The sequence below is a fragment of the Providencia sp. genome (assembly GCF_003533305.1).
GTDB lineage: Bacteria > Pseudomonadota > Gammaproteobacteria > Enterobacterales > Enterobacteriaceae > Providencia.
In genome coordinates, this window is record NZ_DOEH01000015.1 from 200,442 (window position 1) to 218,381 (window position 17,940).

Here is a 17,940-nt window from a genome sequence, read left to right on the forward strand (position 1 = left end):
ATTAATGATGAAGCCTTTTTATTTATAAGATGAAAAAGATAGATTTATGCACTAGTAGGAAAAGTATGATCAATTAAAAATTATCTGATATTGGGGAAAGATAAAAGAGATTCCTTCTCATTTAGCGCATTTGGTATTAGAGTATAATCTTGGTCATCTTCGAGGTTACCATAGGTTTTATAAGGATATTTTACGGACTATTGTCTTATACGGGAAAACCTAAGTGAGTATAAAAAAAATATTTCTGATAATGGTAGGCTGGCTCGCCGTCATTTTAGCTTTCGCAGGGGTGATTTTACCGGTATTACCCACAACACCATTTTTACTGCTAGCAGCTTGGTGTTTTTCACGCTCATCTCCTCGTTTTCATCATTGGTTACTTTATCGGTCATGGTTTGGCGGTTATATTCGTCATTGGCAAAAGTATAAAGGATTACCTAAAGGGGCGAAGCCAAAAGCGATTGCATTAATATTAATCACATTTTCTTTTTCTATTTGGGTTGTGAGTTTTTGGTGGTTGAAAATAGGTTTATTAGCATTGCTTTGTTGGTTACTCTTTTTTATGTACCGTTTGCCTGTGGTTGATGAACAAATTCCAACACGTACTAAAACAGAACGTTAAATAATTTTATTTTAAACAACCGTACCAAAAATCACAGTAATAGAAATAACCGTATGCATCTGCTTTATGTTTATGGCGGTATGTCGCTGATGCATACTGGTTGATATCAAAAGGGTTAATCAGGCACTTTAATATAGCGTCTAAACACATAATCAAGATTATCTAATAACCAACTTTTACCATTAATATCTTCTTGTAATAAAACGCGTCTGATAACATCAGGAGTGAGTAGCTGTTCAGCTTCATGAGATAGTGGCCAATAACTGATATGCCAAGGCTCATAAGCCACTCCGGCGTCTTTGGCAGTAAAAGGGCGATAAAAATCAAATGACGCCATATTATCTGTTAGCCAGTTATTTAATTCGGCGAAATAGCCACCTTCTTCGTATTCCCAAGGCTCTAATTGTAATGTTTGACCGACAGGGATTCTCAAGGGATCATATATATCTATCTCAGTTCCCCAGTGGTGGCGACTTGCACCTGGTAGTGCTGACCAGTGTAAAATCGCTTCGCACAGTTGCCCTTCAGTTAGTGTTGATATATCTAATGGTTGACTTTGGGTATCAAGCACGGGACGTTTACCACTAAACTTTTCGTTCCAAATTAATAATTGGCGTGAAAAATCGCGAAATGCACTCGCTGATTGCAGTTTAAATCCAGACTTAGCAGCGGCTTGTTGCATCGCGAGAAAGGCTTTGGTGGTATTAAATTGCAAGCGATGGTTACCACCTAATGTGACTAAGTGATCTGTAGAACGACCAGTTAGCATATCAATAGTGATCATAATAATAGCAACTCCATAATTCTTTCATAAATTAAGGCGAGTTGCTTTAAATCGTCCACACTGACACATTCGTCCACTTTATGGATGGTGGCATTTAATGGACCTAACTCAATTACATGTGCACCCGTCTGAGCAATGAATCGACCATCTGATGTGCCACCACTGGTGGAAAGGGTGGCAGTACGCCCTGTAAATTCATTGATGGCTTGTCTTGTTGCAGTGACAAGTTTACTGTCACCTGTTAAAAATGGTTGCCCTGAAAGTGACCATTCAATCTTATAGTTCAATCCATGGCGAGTGAGCATTTCGATCACTTTCTCGCGGATCATAGTATCAGTTAGTTCTGTACTAAATCGAAAATTAAATTGAATGAAAAGTTCACCGGGGATTACATTACTTGCCCCAGTTCCTGCTTGAATATTGGCAATTTGCATTGTTGTGGCAGGAAAAAATGCATTACCGTTATCCCACTGGGTCGTAACAAGTTCTTGTAAAAAAGGGGCTGTACGATGAATGGGGTTATCCGCTAGTTGGGGGTAAGCAACATGTCCTTGCGTGCCAATAACAGTTAAATTCGCCGTAATAGACCCTCGACGACCATTTTTAATGATATCGCCAAGTTCAGATTGGCTTGAGGGTTCACCAACTAAACAATAATCTAGACGTTCATTGCGGCTAATTAATGTTTCAACTACTTTGACTGTACCATTTGTCGCCGCAGCTTCTTCATCAGAAGTAATTAGAAAGGCAAGACGACCACGATGCTCTGGATGTTTTTCAACAAAACGCTCGGCAGCAACCACCATTGCGGCAACTGAGCCTTTCATATCCGCAGCGCCACGCCCATAAAGATGTTGATTAATAATAGTGGGGGTAAATGGAGGTGTTTGCCAATGAGTGGGGTCCCCAGCCGGAACAACATCTGTATGGCCTGCAAATGCAAGAGTTTCACCTTCCATTCCACGATAAGCCCAAAAATTTAACGTATCCCCAAATGGCATTTGTTCAACGGTAAAGCCTATTTTTGCAAGACGTTCTATTAGTAATGCTTGGCAGCCATGGTCATCTGGGCTAATAGAGGGTTGAGCGATAAGTTGTTTTGCCAGTTCAATAACAGGACAATCCATTTTAATCTCCTGTTTATTTAATAAAGTGTTGGTATTCATCGGCAGAAAAACCCACGATGTAGCGGTTATCTGAAGAAACAAGTACAGGACGTTTTATCATTGCAGGTTCGTCGAGCAATACTTTTTTGGCGCTGTTAGCATCAATAACTGAGTTTTTTTCATCTTCAGTTAGTTTTCGCCATGTCGTTCCTCTTTTATTAACAAGGACTTCCCAGCCCAAATGCGCGATAAAGGTCGATAACAGCTTATCATTGAGGCCATCAGCGCGGTAATCATGAAATTGGTAGGGAATTTCATTATCTTCTAAGTAACGGCGTGCTTTCTTAATGGTGTCACAGTTTTTAATTCCATACATAATATAAGACGAAGAAGGGGTGTTTGGCATCGCGTAGTCCTCTGATGACTTACTATTTTGCTTAACATAATGCGCGAAAATGGTTTTTTGGTCTACCCCTTTGAATAGGAAAGATTTATTATTTATAAATGAAAACGTTAGTCATATACTGAATGACGGACTATTGATTAATACTTGTTAATTAATAAACTTCATATTAAATGAGTTTAAAATAATAATTTTTTGTGATTAAGTTATTAATACATCATTTATTTTGAACGCATATAAAGTAAGCTAGCTTCTAATCTCGAACGAACATGTAGTTTCTTTAAAATATTTCTAATGTGAACTTTTACAGTTTCTTCCGAGATAAATAATAACTGTGATATTTCTTTATTTTTTAAACCGGCGGCCATTTCATGGATAATTTCACATTCACGACGGGTTAAGTTAGATAATGGTTCTGTTGTTTGATGGCGAGTAATCAAATGTTGGTATATTTTTTCACTAAAAACGTGATGGCCCGCAGTTGCCTTTTTTAAGCTATGCATTAGCATATCGAGATCGCAGTTTTTTAATAGATAGCCTTGAGCACCTGCATCAATAGCACTATAGACATCTGTTTTCATTGTGGATAATGAAAGAACGAGTAGGTAACTGTTAGTGCAATGTTTACGCAGTAATCGCATGGTTTCAAACGTTTTATTTCCATGCATATTAATATCAATCATAATCATATCAGGCTGTAAACGCGTAGCAATATTAAGTGCTTCTGAGCAATTACAACTCTCTGCAGTAACGGTAAAATGTTCATCGGAGTCCATTAACTGACGTAATCCAAAACGGATAATAGGGTGTTCATCGATAATCATAACGGTGTGATTAGACATAGTTAATTCCTTTTTATGTCCTAGCGCTTAATGAGATAATATTAAGAATTAAAAATTAACTATTAGAACTATTATTTAATGACTTGATTTAATCTATTTGTTAATAATTTAAATCCCATGAATTACATGACGAAATTATGTTTTAATTTTTATTTAAATTTCTTCTTGTTATTTAAATAATACATTAAATTTGTGAAAATAATAATGAAGATTTAAGTAAGTAATTTATTTGTAGAAATAGAGTTATAACTAATAATATTGCTATTATTCTAAAACCCGAGAACGCTTTACTTAGTTTTTTACTCATTTTCATCGTAACCAAAAGATTTTTCTGGAAATTGCCAGCATGATCATGATTTGCTAGAAAGATGTGTTTATACTGTTATCGCTCTTACCTTACCTATTTTGAAAGGACTTGATGATGGATGATAAATTAAAACAAAGTGCTCTTGATTTTCATGAGTTTCCTCATCCAGGGAAAATAACTGTAACACCAACTAAACCCTTAACGACGCAACGTGACCTCGCATTAGCTTATTCGCCAGGTGTTGCCGTCCCTTGTCTTGAAATCGCAGCCGATCCTTTAAAGGCATATCGCTATACTGCAAAAGGAAACTTGGTGGGTGTTGTTTCAAACGGAACGGCAGTGCTGGGTTTAGGCAATATCGGTGCTTTGGCCGGTAAGCCTGTCATGGAAGGAAAAGGCGTATTATTTAAGAAATTTTCTGGTGTTGATGTCTTTGATATTGAAGTCGATGAAACGGATCCAGACAAGCTTGTTGACATTATAGCCTCGCTTGAACCTACTTTTGGCGGTATTAATCTCGAAGATATTAAAGCGCCAGAGTGCTTTTATATTGAACAAAAACTGCGCGAAAGAATGAAAATTCCGGTGTTTCATGATGACCAACATGGAACCGCAATTATCTGTACAGCTGCCGTCATTAATGGTTTAAGGATTGTCAAAAAAGAGATTGGTGAGGTAAGGCTGGTGGTATCGGGTGCCGGTGCCGCATCAATTGCCTGTATGAATTTGTTAGTGGCGTTAGGATTAAAACGTGAAAATATTACGGTGTGCGATTCAAAAGGTGTGATTTATAAAGGTCGTGATGACCGAATGGATGTGACCAAAGCAGCATATGCGATTGATGATAATGGCCAACGTACTTTAGCGGATGCAATTCCAGACGCTGATATTTTCTTAGGCTGCTCAGGCCCTCGTGTTTTAACACCTGAAATGGTGAAAACGATGGCTAAAGATCCGCTTATTTTAGCGCTCGCTAATCCTGAACCTGAAATTCTGCCGCCATTGGCAAAAGAAGTACGCCCAGATGCAATTATCTGTACTGGACGCTCAGATTATCCAAATCAAGTTAATAATGTTCTGTGTTTTCCATTTATCTTCCGTGGTGCATTGGATGTCGGCGCAACCACTATCAATGAAGAGATGAAATTGGCCTGCGTTTACGCTATCGCAGACCTCGCATTAGCAGAGCAAAGTGAAGAGGTTGCCTCTGCTTACGGTAATCAAGATTTATTTTTTGGTCCTGAATATATTATTCCTAAGCCATTTGATCCTCGCTTAATTGTGAAAATTGCGCCTGCGGTGGCAAAAGCAGCGATGGATTCTGGTGTTGCAACCCGTCCAATTCAAGATTTTGATGCCTATATTGAAAAACTCAATCAGTTTGTTTATAAAACAAATTTATTCATGAAACCTATTTTCTCTTTAGCAAAAACAGCGAAAAAACGCATTGTTTTAGCTGAAGGAGAAGAAGAGCGTGTATTGCATGCGACGCAAGAGTTAGTCTCACTCGGTTTGGCATTCCCTATCTTAGTAGGGCGTCCAAGTGTTATTGAGATGCGCATTGAAAAATTGGGCTTACATCTTGAGCTCGGTAAAGACTTTGAAGTCGTCAATAACGAAAATGACCCGCGCTATAAAGAATATTGGCAAGAATATTATCAAATCATGAAACGTCGTGGTGTGTCACAAGAAATGGCGCGTCGTGCAGTGATAGGTAACCCGACTCTCATCGGTGGCATTATGGTTTTACGTGGTGAAGCTGATGGCATGATCTGTGGTACTGTGGGAAGTTATGGTGAGCATTACAATGTGGTTAAAGACCTATTCGGCTTCCGAGATGGCGTCCACACGGCTGGTGCCATGAATGCATTACTCTTGCCTACGGGTAATACATTTATTGCTGACACCTATGTTAATGAAGATCCAACCTCAGCAGAACTTGCTGAAATTACGCTTATGGCCGCAGATACCGTGCGTCGTTTTGGTATTGAACCAAAAGTTGCATTGCTATCGCGTTCAAGTTTTGGCTCTTCTGATTGCGCGTCGGCTCAAAAAATGCGCGATACATTAGCATTGATTAAATCTCGCGATCCTCACCTAGAGATTGACGGTGAAATGCATGCCGATGCGGCATTAATTGAATCAATCAGAAAAGATGTTATGCCAGATAGCCCATTAAAAGGTTCTGCTAACTTATTGATTATGCCAAATATGGAAGCTGCTCGTATTAGTTATAACTTATTGCGTGTAACGAGTTCAGATGGTGTGACAGTAGGACCTGTGTTGATGGGAATAGCAAAACCGGTACATATTTTGACTCCGATTGCGTCTGTACGCCGTATTGTGAATATGGTGGCATTAGCCGTAGTTGAAGCTCAAACTAATCCACTTTAATTATAAGGCCTTAAATTAATAGGGTTTTATATTTAATAAGCCTGTTAGTTTAATTTAAAAACAAAAGACTTCTATTTTTATAAGTAGAAGTCTTTTTTAATTGTAAATGATTCTCATTATCTGTATTTTGAGTGGATTAACTACTTAGATATGGAAAATATAATGATATCAGTTGGATTGAAGGGCAGTGCATCGATTCTTTTTATCGGGCTATTATTTCTGACCGGATGCACTCAAAAAATAGTGCAATCTCCCGTTCAGTTAGATAATAAGCTAACCGCTCAAGGGAAAATTATCGATCTATCGACAGGAAAAGCAATTACGCCACAACAGCTAGTTCAACAGCTCTCGCAATCTCCTAGAGTGATTGTCGGTGAAAAACATGACAATCAATACCATCACCAAATAGAACAATGGCTTTCACAAGAAATGCCCAAAGTAAGACCTCAAGGATCTGTTTTACTTGAAATGCTTACACCTTCACAACAAGCTCAGGTCAATAATATTAAAGCTGAAATGCAAGGTAATCTCTATATACGAGATGAAAAATTGCAATCAACACTTAAATGGCAAAATGGTTGGCCATGGGAGCAGTATGGTGAATTGGTTAAACAGCTATTAAAAACGCCTTACCCATTATTAACTGCCAATCTTGATAAGCAAGAAATAACAGAGGCTTATCATAATTCCCCTGTATTAACGGGGGAGCGTTCAACGCAGCCCATCGTTAAGGAAATCATTAGCAAAACAATTGAAAGTTCACATGGTGGCGAATTAACGGCTGAACAAGTAGACAAGATGGTTGTTATCCAACAATTACGCGATCGTAGAATGGCTGAATCACTCATTAAGGCTCCAACACCTGCACTTTTATTTGTCGGTGGTTATCACGCAACAAGAGCCATAGGAGTACCGTTACATGTACAAGATCTTGATGAAAATGCTGAATTTAAAGTGTTGATTATCTCTGAGCAAGACAATGAAATTGATCATTTACATGCAGATTATGTTTGGTACACACCTAAATAATCAATAACGAAATAGTTTCATATCATGAATAATCAATGACTTCTGCGAATGATTTAGTCGAAAATATAAGAAATAGTTTTCATTTGCATTTGTTATTGATTATCATTCACGTTTTGTGTGATTAAAGATAAAAATGAATACAATGACTTTAGGGCAAGGACAAACATTTAAAATGGCAGGTTCAGCCGTTTTAGCTGTTGTTTTACATATTGTAATTATTAGCTTGTTTATTCATAACATGTATGAAGAACAACGAGAACAGCTATTGCCACCACCTTCGGTGATCATGGAGCTTTCTATTGATGCGCAAGCTGAGCAATTAACTGAATTAAATATAGGTCAAACTCAAGAATTATCAGTGGCAAGTGAAGCGCAAGAATCAAAAACAGAAGAGATGGAAATTCCTTCGGTGCTCATCAATGAACAAGCTGAAATTTTAGTGACGAAAACAGACAAGAAAAAGTCACTACCTGAGCCTAAAAAAGAGCAAACGGAAAATAAGGTTCCAAAAATTAAAAAAATTGAAAGTGATCATTCAAAAGCGAGTGATGCACCAGTTACGAGTGACGCTGCTGCGTTAAAAAAATCTGAACGCATAGCCGCGCAGATAAATAGCCAATCTCAGTCACAACTGGATGAGAAAAGGCGTTGGGAAGCTTTGGTGCTCGGGCAGCTTAATAAATTTAAGCGCTACCCCGCAGATGCTCAAAAACGAAATCGAATGGGTAGTCCTGTTGTTAAGTTTGAAGTTGATGCGCAAGGTTATGTTTTAGCGAGCTCATTAGCGGCAAAATCAGGAACTCAATCCTTGGACAGAGAAGCGCAAAATGTGCTTTCAAGAGCTGAACCATTACCCCAACCACCTGCTGACATGTTGATAAATGGACGTGTGATAGTAGAAATGGCAATTGATTTTACGATAAATAATGATTAATTAGTTAGGAAAAAAAATGTTCAAACGATTACATTTATTGTTAGCATCTCTTGGGGTCACTAAATTTTGTATTATTACACTCTTTGGATTATATGCAGGGAATAGCCTTGCGGAGGATTACATGTCAGCACCTAAGGCAAAAAAACAACCTTATACAATGACAATGCACAACGATGTACGTGTAGATGATTATTATTGGTTAAGAGATGACGAACGAAAATCACCAGAGATAATTGATTATCTAACAGAAGAAAATAACTATACTAAACAAGAGCTTAAACTTGGCGAGTCGCTAAGAAAACAAATTTATGACGAATTGCTTTCTCGTATGAAGCAAGATGATGAATCAGTTCCGTATGATTATAATGGTTATACTTACAGAACGCGGGTTGAAGCTGGAAAAAACTATTCAATTTATGAAAGACGCCCGATTGATAGCAAAGGTGAATGGACTTTGCTTGTCGACGGCAATCAACGGGCAGATGGCCTAGAATATTATCGAATGGGCGCATTAGCCATCTCTCCTGATAATACGATGATAGCAATTGCAGAAGATAAACAAGGCCGCAATGAATTTGCTGTTTCTTTCCGTAAAGTTGGTGATAAACAATGGCAAGAAGCAACATTAACAAATACGTCGGGCAATATTGTTTGGGCTAACGATAACAGCACGTTATTTTATGTAAATAAAGACAAACAAACTTTGCTGCCATACCAAGTTTTCTCGCATCAATTTGGGACAAAACAAGCACAAGATAAGCTGTTATATGAAGAAAAAGATGATACTTATTATGTGAGTTTATCTAAATCGACTTCTAAAGATTATATTTTAATTGGTATCACGAGCACTGAAACGTCCGAATATCGATTGATTGATGCTAATAATCCTAAACAGGAAGCCAAAGTATTCAAAGCTCGCCAAACCGGTGTTGAATATTACCCTGATCATTTTGATAATAAATTTTATATTCGTTCTAACCATGAAAACCCATTATTTGGGCTCTACACGAGTGAAAATAATTCTGATGCATGGATGACGTTAATTGCGCCTCGTGATGATGTTGATTTAGAAGGTTTTGAACTCTTTAATCAATGGCTTGTATTGGAAGAGCGTGCTAACGGCTTAGTCAATATTCGCCAAATCAATTGGCAAACAAAAGCTGAAAATTATGTCAGTTTTGATGATCCTGCCTATATGGCATGGGTTTCAAGTAACCCTGAGCCAAATACGAATAAGCTGCGTTATGGCTATTCTTCAATGACTACACCTTCTTCTATCTATGAAATAGATATGCAGACGCAAGAAAAACAGTTATTAAAACAAGAAGAAGTACCTAATTTTGATAAAGCCAATTATCAAAATGAGCGTTTATGGATAACGGCGACGGATGGCGTAAAAGTTCCTGTTTCATTGGTCTATCGTAAAGACATGTTCAAGGAAGGCAAAAATCCGTTGTTAGTATATGGTTATGGCGCTTATGGCTATGGCCTCGACCCATCATTTAGTTCTTCTCGTTTATCATTACTCGATCGCGGTTTTGTATACGCGATTGCCCATATTCGCGGTGGCGGTGACTTGGGTAAAAATTGGTATTTACAAGGTAAAACAATCAATAAGATGAATTCATTTACTGATTTCATCGACGCAACAAAAGCGTTAATAAATCAAGGTTACGGTCAAGCAGGGCATATTTATGCAATGGGTGGTAGTGCGGGAGGCTTGTTGATGGGAGCGGTTGTTAATATGGCCCCTGAACTGTATGAAGGTGTTGTTGCCGCCGTTCCATTTGTTGATGTGGTGACGACAATGCTTGATCCTTCAATTCCACTGACTACTGGTGAATATGACGAGTGGGGTAATCCTGAAAATGAAGATGCATATTGGCGCATAAAATCTTATAGCCCTTACGATAATATTAAGGCACAACAGTACCCTCATTTACTCATTACTACTGGGTTGCATGACTCCCAAGTACAATATTGGGAACCTGCTAAATGGGTGGCAAAATTACGCGATATGAAACAAGGTAATTCAATATTGTTATTAGAGACAAATATGAATGCGGGACATGGCGGAAAATCAGGGAGATTTAACGCGTTAGATGATACCGCTTTGGATTATAGTTTTATCTTGATGTTAGAAAATAAAGATGTTTATTTTCCTCGTTTAAAGTAATTAAATAATAATTAGCCAAGAGCTAAGATAGTGAAGGGTAACGGTAGCAAGTTATAGTGAATAAATTATAATTTACTGCCGTTCTCTTATTAGCGGTAGCAAATTTTCCGCTGTGGCATGTGAGCACATAAGTAATTCATGTGTTTACAGGAATGGTTTGATGAATAATAAAATAATATATATGGGGATCAGTTTAATCATAACTGGATACCCTAGCTTTTCTTTTGCTCAAAATACACAGCAACCAACTAAGACAGACGATAAAGTGGTGAAATTTAGTCGATTGAAGGTTTCTGGGGCGCAGAAACAAACGGCATTAGTCAAAGCATTAGAAAAACCCGGCGCTTTTAGTGCCGTGGGAACTGAAAATAAATTGCAGTCAATGGATAAAATTATCCGCACCATGCCCGGCACCTATACGCAGATGGATGCCAGCCAAGGTGCTGTGAGTGTTAATATTCGTGGGCTTAGTGGTTTTGGCCGTGTAAATATGATGGTCGATGGGGTAACGCAAAGTTATTACGGTATTTCCCCAAGTAATTATACCCACGGGCAACAACCAAATAATGAATTTGGTGCATTAATTGACCCCAACTTTATTGTGAAAGTTGAAGTTGAAAAAGGGCAATTAAATGGTAGCAATAGTATTAATGCATTAGCTGGAAGTGCAAACTTTAGAACAATTGGTATTGATGATGTATTACTTGACCATAATTTATATGGGTTACGTAGTAAAGCGAGTTGGGGCGATAATGGCCTTGGTTATAATGGCATGGTTGCTGTTGCTGGAAAATCGCAATTAAATTCAGAGGATGGTTATATCGGTGGGTTAATTGCCGTCAGTGGGCACAATATTCCTGGCAACTATAAAAATGGATCTGGTTATAATAGTGAGGATTTTGCTACTGATTCAACCTATAAGCAAAAGCCTCAATCACAACTCACTAAATTAAAATTTAAACCAAATGATAGCCATGAATTAGAATTTAGCGGGCGCTTTTTTCAAAATAAATTAACACGTCGAAAAATTGACAGTGAAGATTATTACCTTAAATACAAATATACACCTTTAAATGAACTTATTGATTTCGAGTTATTGGCGAATCATGGAAAAAGTAAACAACAATTTGAAGGTGACTCATTAGGTTGGGCATTGAGGGAAGGTAAATCAGAAAATACGGCAGATGGCATTAATATGTTTAATACCAGCCGTTTTTCTTATGGCGCTGTAGATTACCAATGGTTAGCAGGTTCAAAACTGATGAAAACTAAATATCAGAAAGAAGTTAGCTCGGTTATCGATCAAGATACGTTGATTTATAATCCATTCTCACCAAGTGGAACGCAAGACTTAATAAGTGCTTATACACAACTTGAGGCTAAATATGATATTTATACGGCGACATTTGATTTAAATTACACCCATTATCGTTTAAATGGCTATAAACCTGCTTGTAATGAAACGGAAAAATGTTTCCCGCAAGAAGAAGCAAACTTAAATCTACGAGAAGGTGGATTTAACCCAGGGTTATTATTATCCGCAGAAGTGATCCCTGAATTTCAACCTTTTGTCAGCTACGCACATTCAATGCGTGCACCAAATTCGCAAGAAGTTTTTTATTCGCAAAATGGTGGACAATCAATGAATCCGTTTTTAAAAGGGGAAAAGGCACAAACATGGCAAATTGGGTTTAATAGCTTTAGACCAGATTTAGTGGTTGAAGGCGATCAATTTAATTTAAAAGCACTTTGGTTCCATACAAAAATTAAAGATTATATTACCAGTAAACCTTACTTATTATGTCGCCCAAGGAATGATGCCGAATTTGAATGGTGCTTAATGAATGATGATGTTTGGGATAAAGAAGGACCTGACATTATACAAAAAAGTTATATTTATACTAATGACCCTCGTGATGTCAATTTACGCGGTTATGAATTACAAGCCAACTATGATGCAGGTGTTTTTTATTCTACAGTTTCGTATACAAAGGAAACTGGCGATCAACCAAACTCAATAGCGCGGATGGCTGATTTCAGTGCGGGTGATTTTACAGAATTACCTGATTATTATCTTACATTAGATACCGGTATCAGGTTACTAGATGAAAAATTAAAATTAGGAACAACGGTTACATGGACGGGTCCATCGAAACGCATTGGTGTGGAGTCTATCGTAGATAATAATGGTGATGCTTTAAAAGATAAATATGAGAAGCAACCCACAGTAATTGATTTATATACAGATTATGAAATGAATAAAAACATCAAATTGATGTTCACGGTTAACAATATTACTAATGAAAATTATTCTGATGCATTAAATCGTGCAAACTCGACGGCTATTATGGAAGAGAGAGGCAAAAATAATGCCACTGCAAGAGGGCGAACTTACATGCTTGGTGGGCAGGTGCGTTTTTAAGCAATAAATAAATTAACCACCACTTATCTGCATAAATTTCATTGGATAAGTGGTGGAAATGTTCATTTGGTTGGTTTTTTTACTTTTAACTTTTGAATGTTGGTAATTTCGCTTTCAACCCAACCATCGTTAAGGCGCGTTCTTAGTTGTTGGCCTAATTTAACTTGATTAGTTTTTTTCAGTACAGCGCCTTTCGCTGTTTCACTAATACTAAATCCACGAGCAAGCGTAGCCAAAGGGCTTACCGCTTCCATCTTTGAACATGCAACTGCAAAACGCTGACGGTAACTATTTACAAGTCCGGACATCATATTTTGTAGATGATATTGAGTTTGTTGAAGTTGTCGTTGCTGTTTTTGCAGTTGTGGACGCATATCAGTCTGCAATAAACGACGTTCATATTTCTCAAATTGAAAGGTGGATTTTTGTAATTGGCGAGTCATAAATTGAGCTAATTTTTGCTCAAGTAAATTAAGTTGATGATGTTGTCTTGCTAGGCGTAACTGTGGGTGTTGCTGCTGTAATCGGTGTTGCAAGCGAGCAAAGCGTTGCTGTTGGCCTGCGAGGTAATAATCCATTGCCATTTCAAGATGCTGTTGCTGAGACTGGATTTGGCGTAACATTTCAGTTTGATTTCGGCTCACTAACTCGGCCGCGGCAGACGGGGTTGGTGCTCTTACGTCAGCAACATAATCTGCTATTGTCACATCAGTTTCATGACCAACAGCACTAATAACAGGCAGTTTACTTGAAAAAATAGCCCTAGCGACGATTTCTTCATTAAATGCCCAAAGATCTTCTAAAGAACCACCTCCACGACCGACGATCAGCACATCACACTCATTACGTAAATTAGCAATTTCTATTGCGCGAGCAATAAGTGCAGGAGCCAATTCACCTTGAACGGGAGTTGGATAAATAATGACGGGTAAAGAAGGGTCACGACGACGCAGTATGTGTAAAATATCATGTAGCGCCGCACCTGTTGCCGACGTTACGACTCCAACACATTTTGCAGGTGTAGGTAACGGTTTTTTATGAGCAATATCAAACAGGCCTTGTGCATTCAATGTTTGTTTGAGCAACTCAAAGCGCTGCTGTAATAATCCTTCACCTGCAGGTTGCATACTTTCAATGATGAGTTGATAGTCACCACGTGGCTCATACAGTGTTACTGTGGCGCGGACAAGCACTTGCTGCCCATTTTGCGGACGAAAGCTGACTCGGGTATTTTGACCGCGAAACATGGCCGCACGAACCTGTGCTCTGTCATCTTTTAACGTCAAATACCAATGACCGGAGCTTGGTTGTGAAAAATTAGAAATTTCAGCGGTGAGCCAAATTCTGCCCATTTGGCTGTCTAACAGCTCGCGAACAGACTGATTGAGCTTGCTGACAGAATAAATTGCGTTATTTTGTTGTGTCGACATGTGAGCCAGATCAAATTTTAAAACAATGACTTAATGAGTAGATACTAACGTAGCTATTGACGTTAGCAAGTTTTTTTTCAAAAAAAGGCTGGAAGCAATCGATTACGGTGTGTATAATTCAGCGGCAATATTTTATACCTTTCCATAACGCTGCCTGGTGGGATATTGCCTATGTTACGCATTAAAAAAGAAGCACTAACTTTCGACGATGTTTTACTCGTTCCTGCACACTCTACTGTATTACCTAATACAGCCGATCTGTCTACTCAACTCACTGCAACAATCCGCCTCAACATCCCTATGCTTTCAGCTGCAATGGATACTGTCACTGAATATGAGCTCGCTATCGCACTTGCTCAAGAAGGTGGTATTGGTTTTATCCATAAAAATATGACCATTGAGCGTCAAGCGGAAGAAGTTCGCCGTGTGAAAAAACATGAAAGTGGAGTGGTGACTGATCCTGTCACGGTCACCCCAGATACAACAATTCGTGAAATTCAAGAAATGGCTAAGCGTAACGGATTCGCAGGTTATCCGGTTGTTTCTACTGATAATGCATTAGTGGGGATTATTACTGGCCGTGATGTGCGTTTCGTGACCGATCTTGATCAACCCGTTACTGCGGTAATGACACCTAAAGAAAAATTAGTTACGGTCAAGGAAGGCGAAGCACGCGAAGTTGTATTACAAAAAATGCATGAAAAACGTGTTGAGAAAGCACTCGTCATCGATGACAGCTTCCATTTGTTAGGAATGATCACTGTTAAAGATTTCCAAAAAGCAGAGCGTAAACCAAACGCATGTAAAGACGAGCAAGGCCGTTTGCGTGTTGGGGCTGCCGTTGGGGCAGGCGCTGGCAATGAAGAGCGTGTAGACGCACTGGTCGCTGCTGGCGTTGATGTTTTGTTGATTGACTCATCTCATGGACATTCGGAAGGTGTATTACAGCGTATTCGTGAAACACGCCAAAAATACCCGGAATTACAAATTATAGGCGGTAACGTTGCGACAGCAGAAGGTGCGAAAGCCCTTGCTGATGCAGGTGTTAGCGCTGTTAAGGTTGGTATTGGCCCAGGTTCAATTTGTACCACTCGTATCGTAACCGGCGTGGGTGTTCCTCAAATCACAGCAATTGCCGAAGCGGCAGAAGCATTAGCGGGTACGGGTATTGCTGTCATTGCGGATGGTGGTATTCGCTTCTCGGGTGATATTTCTAAAGCAATCGCCGCAGGTGCTTCTTGTGTCATGGTGGGCTCCATGTTTGCAGGCACAGAAGAATCTCCAGGTGAAACCATTTTATTCCAAGGTCGTACTTATAAATCTTATCGTGGAATGGGCTCACTCGGTGCAATGTCTAAAGGTTCTTCAGACCGTTACTTCCAGTCTGATAATGCTGCCGATAAATTGGTACCTGAAGGTATTGAAGGGCGCGTTGCTTATAAAGGCCGTTTAAAAGAAATCATCCATCAGCAAATGGGTGGTTTACGTTCCTGTATGGGTCTGACTGGATGTGGTACCATTGAGCTATTGAGAACTAAAGCAGAATTTGTTCGCATCAGTGGCGCAGGTATTCAAGAAAGCCACGTTCATGATGTGACGATTACAAAAGAATCCCCGAACTATCGTTTGGGGCAATAACAGATAACGTTACAGGGTGGCTTTACATACCAGATAGAGCCACCAATTTTTATTTTTTGACTTGAATTTTTGGAATTCGCCTCAAATGACAACTAATATCCATAAACATCGCATTCTTATTCTTGATTTCGGTTCGCAATACACTCAGCTAATTGCCCGTCGTATCCGTGAAATTGGCGTTTATTGTGAACTCTGGGCGTGGGACGTTACAGAAGAACAAATTCGCGAATTTAATCCAAACGGTATTATTCTTTCTGGCGGACCAGAAAGCACAACAGAAACTGATAGTCCTCGTGCACCCGACTATGTTTTCAATGCTGGCGTTCCAGTATTAGGTATTTGCTATGGCATGCAAACTATGTCGATGCAATTAGGTGGCGCGGTTGAAGTTTCTGGAGAGCGTGAATTTGGTTATGCAAATGTTGAAGTAACTGAACAATGCGAACTATTCCGTGATATTCAAGATTCATTAAATGCCAATGGCACGCCAGTTTTAGATGTCTGGATGAGCCACGGTGATAAAGTTACTGCAATTCCTGCTGATTTTAAAACTATCGCCAGCACCCCAAGTTGCCCGTATGCCATTATGGCAAACGAGGCGAAAAAATTCTATGGTGTTCAATTCCACCCAGAAGTGACGCATACCCATCAAGGTTTGAATATTTTAAAACGTTTCGTGCAAGATATTTGTCAGTGTGAGGCATTATGGACGCCTTCGGCAATTATCGAAGATACAGTTGAACGTTTAAAAGCTCAAATTGGAGATGACCACGTATTGCTGGCACTATCAGGCGGTGTGGATTCTTCGGTAACGGCATTGTTATTGAATCGTGCCATTGGCAAGCGTTTGACCTGTGTATTCGTTGATAACGGTTTATTACGTTTAAACGAAGCAGATCAAGTGATGGAAATGTTTGAAGGTAAATTTGACCTAAACATTATTCATGCGAAAGCAGAAGATCGTTTTCTTAATGCACTAAAAGGTATTAGCGATCCTGAAGCTAAACGTAAAAAAATCGGTCATGTTTTTATTGAAGTTTTCGATGAAGAATCATCAAAATTACCGCAAATAAAATGGTTAGCACAGGGGACTATTTACCCTGATGTTATTGAATCTGCTGCATCAGCAACAGGTAAAGCGCATGTTATTAAATCACACCATAATGTTGGCGGATTACCAGATGACATGAAACTGGGTCTGGTTGAACCATTAAAAGAGTTGTTCAAAGACGAAGTGCGTAAAATTGGTCTTGAATTAGGTCTGCCATATGACATGTTATATCGCCATCCGTTCCCAGGCCCAGGTCTTGGTGTTCGCGTATTAGGTGAAGTGAAGAAAGAGTATTGTGATTTACTCCGTCGCGCAGATGCTATCTTTATTGAAGAGCTGCACAAAGCTGATTTGTATAATAAAGTTAGCCAAGCTTTCACTGTATTCTTACCAGTTCGTTCTGTCGGTGTAATGGGTGATGGCCGTAAATATGATTGGGTTGTTTCATTGCGTGCAGTAGAAACTGTTGATTTCATGACCGCTCATTGGGCTCACTTGCCATATGATTTCCTTGGTCGTGTCTCTAATCGTATCATCAATGAGGTTACAGGCATTTCAAGGGTAGTCTATGATATTAGCGGCAAGCCACCTGCGACAATTGAGTGGGAATAATCCCCCAATAAGAATTAGCTAGCACTGATAGCAAGAGATAGTATAAGCCCATGTAAAAATGGGCTTTTTTATTGGTGCTAAATATGTTTATGACACCTTTATTAATCTATAGGGAAATGTAAGGTATTATTCATGAGTCATATAGCTGATAGTGTAGAATACGATTAATCATGTTGTCAGGCTTAAATAG

General features: G+C 38.9%; 13 protein-coding genes. 8 read left to right on the plus strand and 5 right to left on the minus strand.

Annotated features, from left to right (window positions below):
- Positions 1-229 precede the first annotated feature (229 nt).
- Entirely contained in the window at positions 230-622 is a 393-nt protein-coding gene (locus tag DD649_RS08330) for a DUF454 family protein (RefSeq protein WP_294106191.1), read from the plus strand.
- A gap of 115 nt (positions 623-737) precedes the next feature.
- Here the strand turns inward: DD649_RS08330 and DD649_RS08335 are convergent, their stop codons facing one another.
- From DD649_RS08335 to DD649_RS08350, 4 genes are all read right to left on the minus strand, one after another.
- Complete coding sequence (locus DD649_RS08335; RefSeq protein WP_294105855.1) at positions 738-1,406, minus strand: M15 family metallopeptidase; 669 nt, start codon at positions 1,404-1,406, stop codon at positions 738-740.
- The gene (gene dapE, locus DD649_RS08340) at positions 1,403-2,533 is read right to left on the minus strand and encodes a succinyl-diaminopimelate desuccinylase (RefSeq protein ID WP_336429928.1); all 1,131 of its coding nucleotides are present in this window, start codon (positions 2,531-2,533) and stop codon (positions 1,403-1,405) included. The genes DD649_RS08335 and dapE overlap by 4 nt, the downstream gene beginning before the upstream one ends.
- Positions 2,534-2,546: 13 nt before the next feature.
- The gene (locus tag DD649_RS08345; protein ID WP_294105860.1) at positions 2,547-2,918 is read right to left on the minus strand and encodes an ArsC family reductase; all 372 of its coding nucleotides are present in this window, start codon (positions 2,916-2,918) and stop codon (positions 2,547-2,549) included.
- A 218-nt stretch (positions 2,919-3,136) separates the two neighbouring features.
- Positions 3,137-3,757, minus strand: coding sequence for a LuxR C-terminal-related transcriptional regulator (locus DD649_RS08350; protein WP_294105863.1), 621 nt, complete (start codon positions 3,755-3,757; stop codon positions 3,137-3,139).
- Positions 3,758-4,178: 421 nt separating this feature from the next.
- Between DD649_RS08350 and maeB the strand changes: the two genes are divergently transcribed.
- The 5 genes from maeB (at position 4,179) to DD649_RS08375 (ending at position 13,019) form a co-directional block, all read left to right on the plus strand.
- Positions 4,179-6,458: an NADP-dependent oxaloacetate-decarboxylating malate dehydrogenase gene (gene maeB / locus DD649_RS08355; protein ID WP_294105866.1), complete on the plus strand. Its 2,280-nt coding sequence runs from the start codon at positions 4,179-4,181 to the stop codon at positions 6,456-6,458.
- 162 nt (positions 6,459-6,620) lie between these two features.
- Positions 6,621-7,487 (plus strand): ChaN family lipoprotein, encoded by an 867-nt coding sequence (locus DD649_RS08360; RefSeq protein WP_294105869.1) that lies wholly within the window; start codon positions 6,621-6,623, stop codon positions 7,485-7,487.
- A gap of 133 nt (positions 7,488-7,620) precedes the next feature.
- Positions 7,621-8,421 (plus strand): TonB family protein, encoded by an 801-nt coding sequence (locus tag DD649_RS08365; protein WP_294105872.1) that lies wholly within the window; start codon positions 7,621-7,623, stop codon positions 8,419-8,421.
- Between the two features lie 16 nt (positions 8,422-8,437).
- Complete coding sequence (locus DD649_RS08370; protein WP_294105875.1) at positions 8,438-10,597, plus strand: S9 family peptidase; 2,160 nt, start codon at positions 8,438-8,440, stop codon at positions 10,595-10,597.
- Positions 10,598-10,757: 160 nt separating this feature from the next.
- A complete protein-coding gene (locus tag DD649_RS08375; protein ID WP_294105878.1) occupies positions 10,758-13,019 on the plus strand; it encodes a TonB-dependent receptor in 2,262 nt (753 codons plus the stop codon).
- 62 nt (positions 13,020-13,081) lie between these two features.
- On the opposite strand, the gene xseA is transcribed toward DD649_RS08375, so the two are convergent.
- Positions 13,082-14,449, minus strand: coding sequence for an exodeoxyribonuclease VII large subunit (xseA, locus tag DD649_RS08380; protein WP_336429935.1), 1,368 nt, complete (start codon positions 14,447-14,449; stop codon positions 13,082-13,084).
- Between the two features lie 171 nt (positions 14,450-14,620).
- Between xseA and guaB the strand changes: the two genes are divergently transcribed.
- Together guaB and guaA are read left to right on the plus strand one after the other, a co-directional pair.
- On the plus strand, positions 14,621-16,087 hold the full coding sequence (guaB, locus tag DD649_RS08385; RefSeq protein WP_294105884.1) for an IMP dehydrogenase: 1,467 nt from the start codon (positions 14,621-14,623) through the stop codon (positions 16,085-16,087).
- Between the two features lie 85 nt (positions 16,088-16,172).
- The gene (guaA, locus tag DD649_RS08390; RefSeq protein WP_294105887.1) at positions 16,173-17,750 is read left to right on the plus strand and encodes a glutamine-hydrolyzing GMP synthase; all 1,578 of its coding nucleotides are present in this window, start codon (positions 16,173-16,175) and stop codon (positions 17,748-17,750) included.
- Positions 17,751-17,940 lie beyond the last annotated feature (190 nt).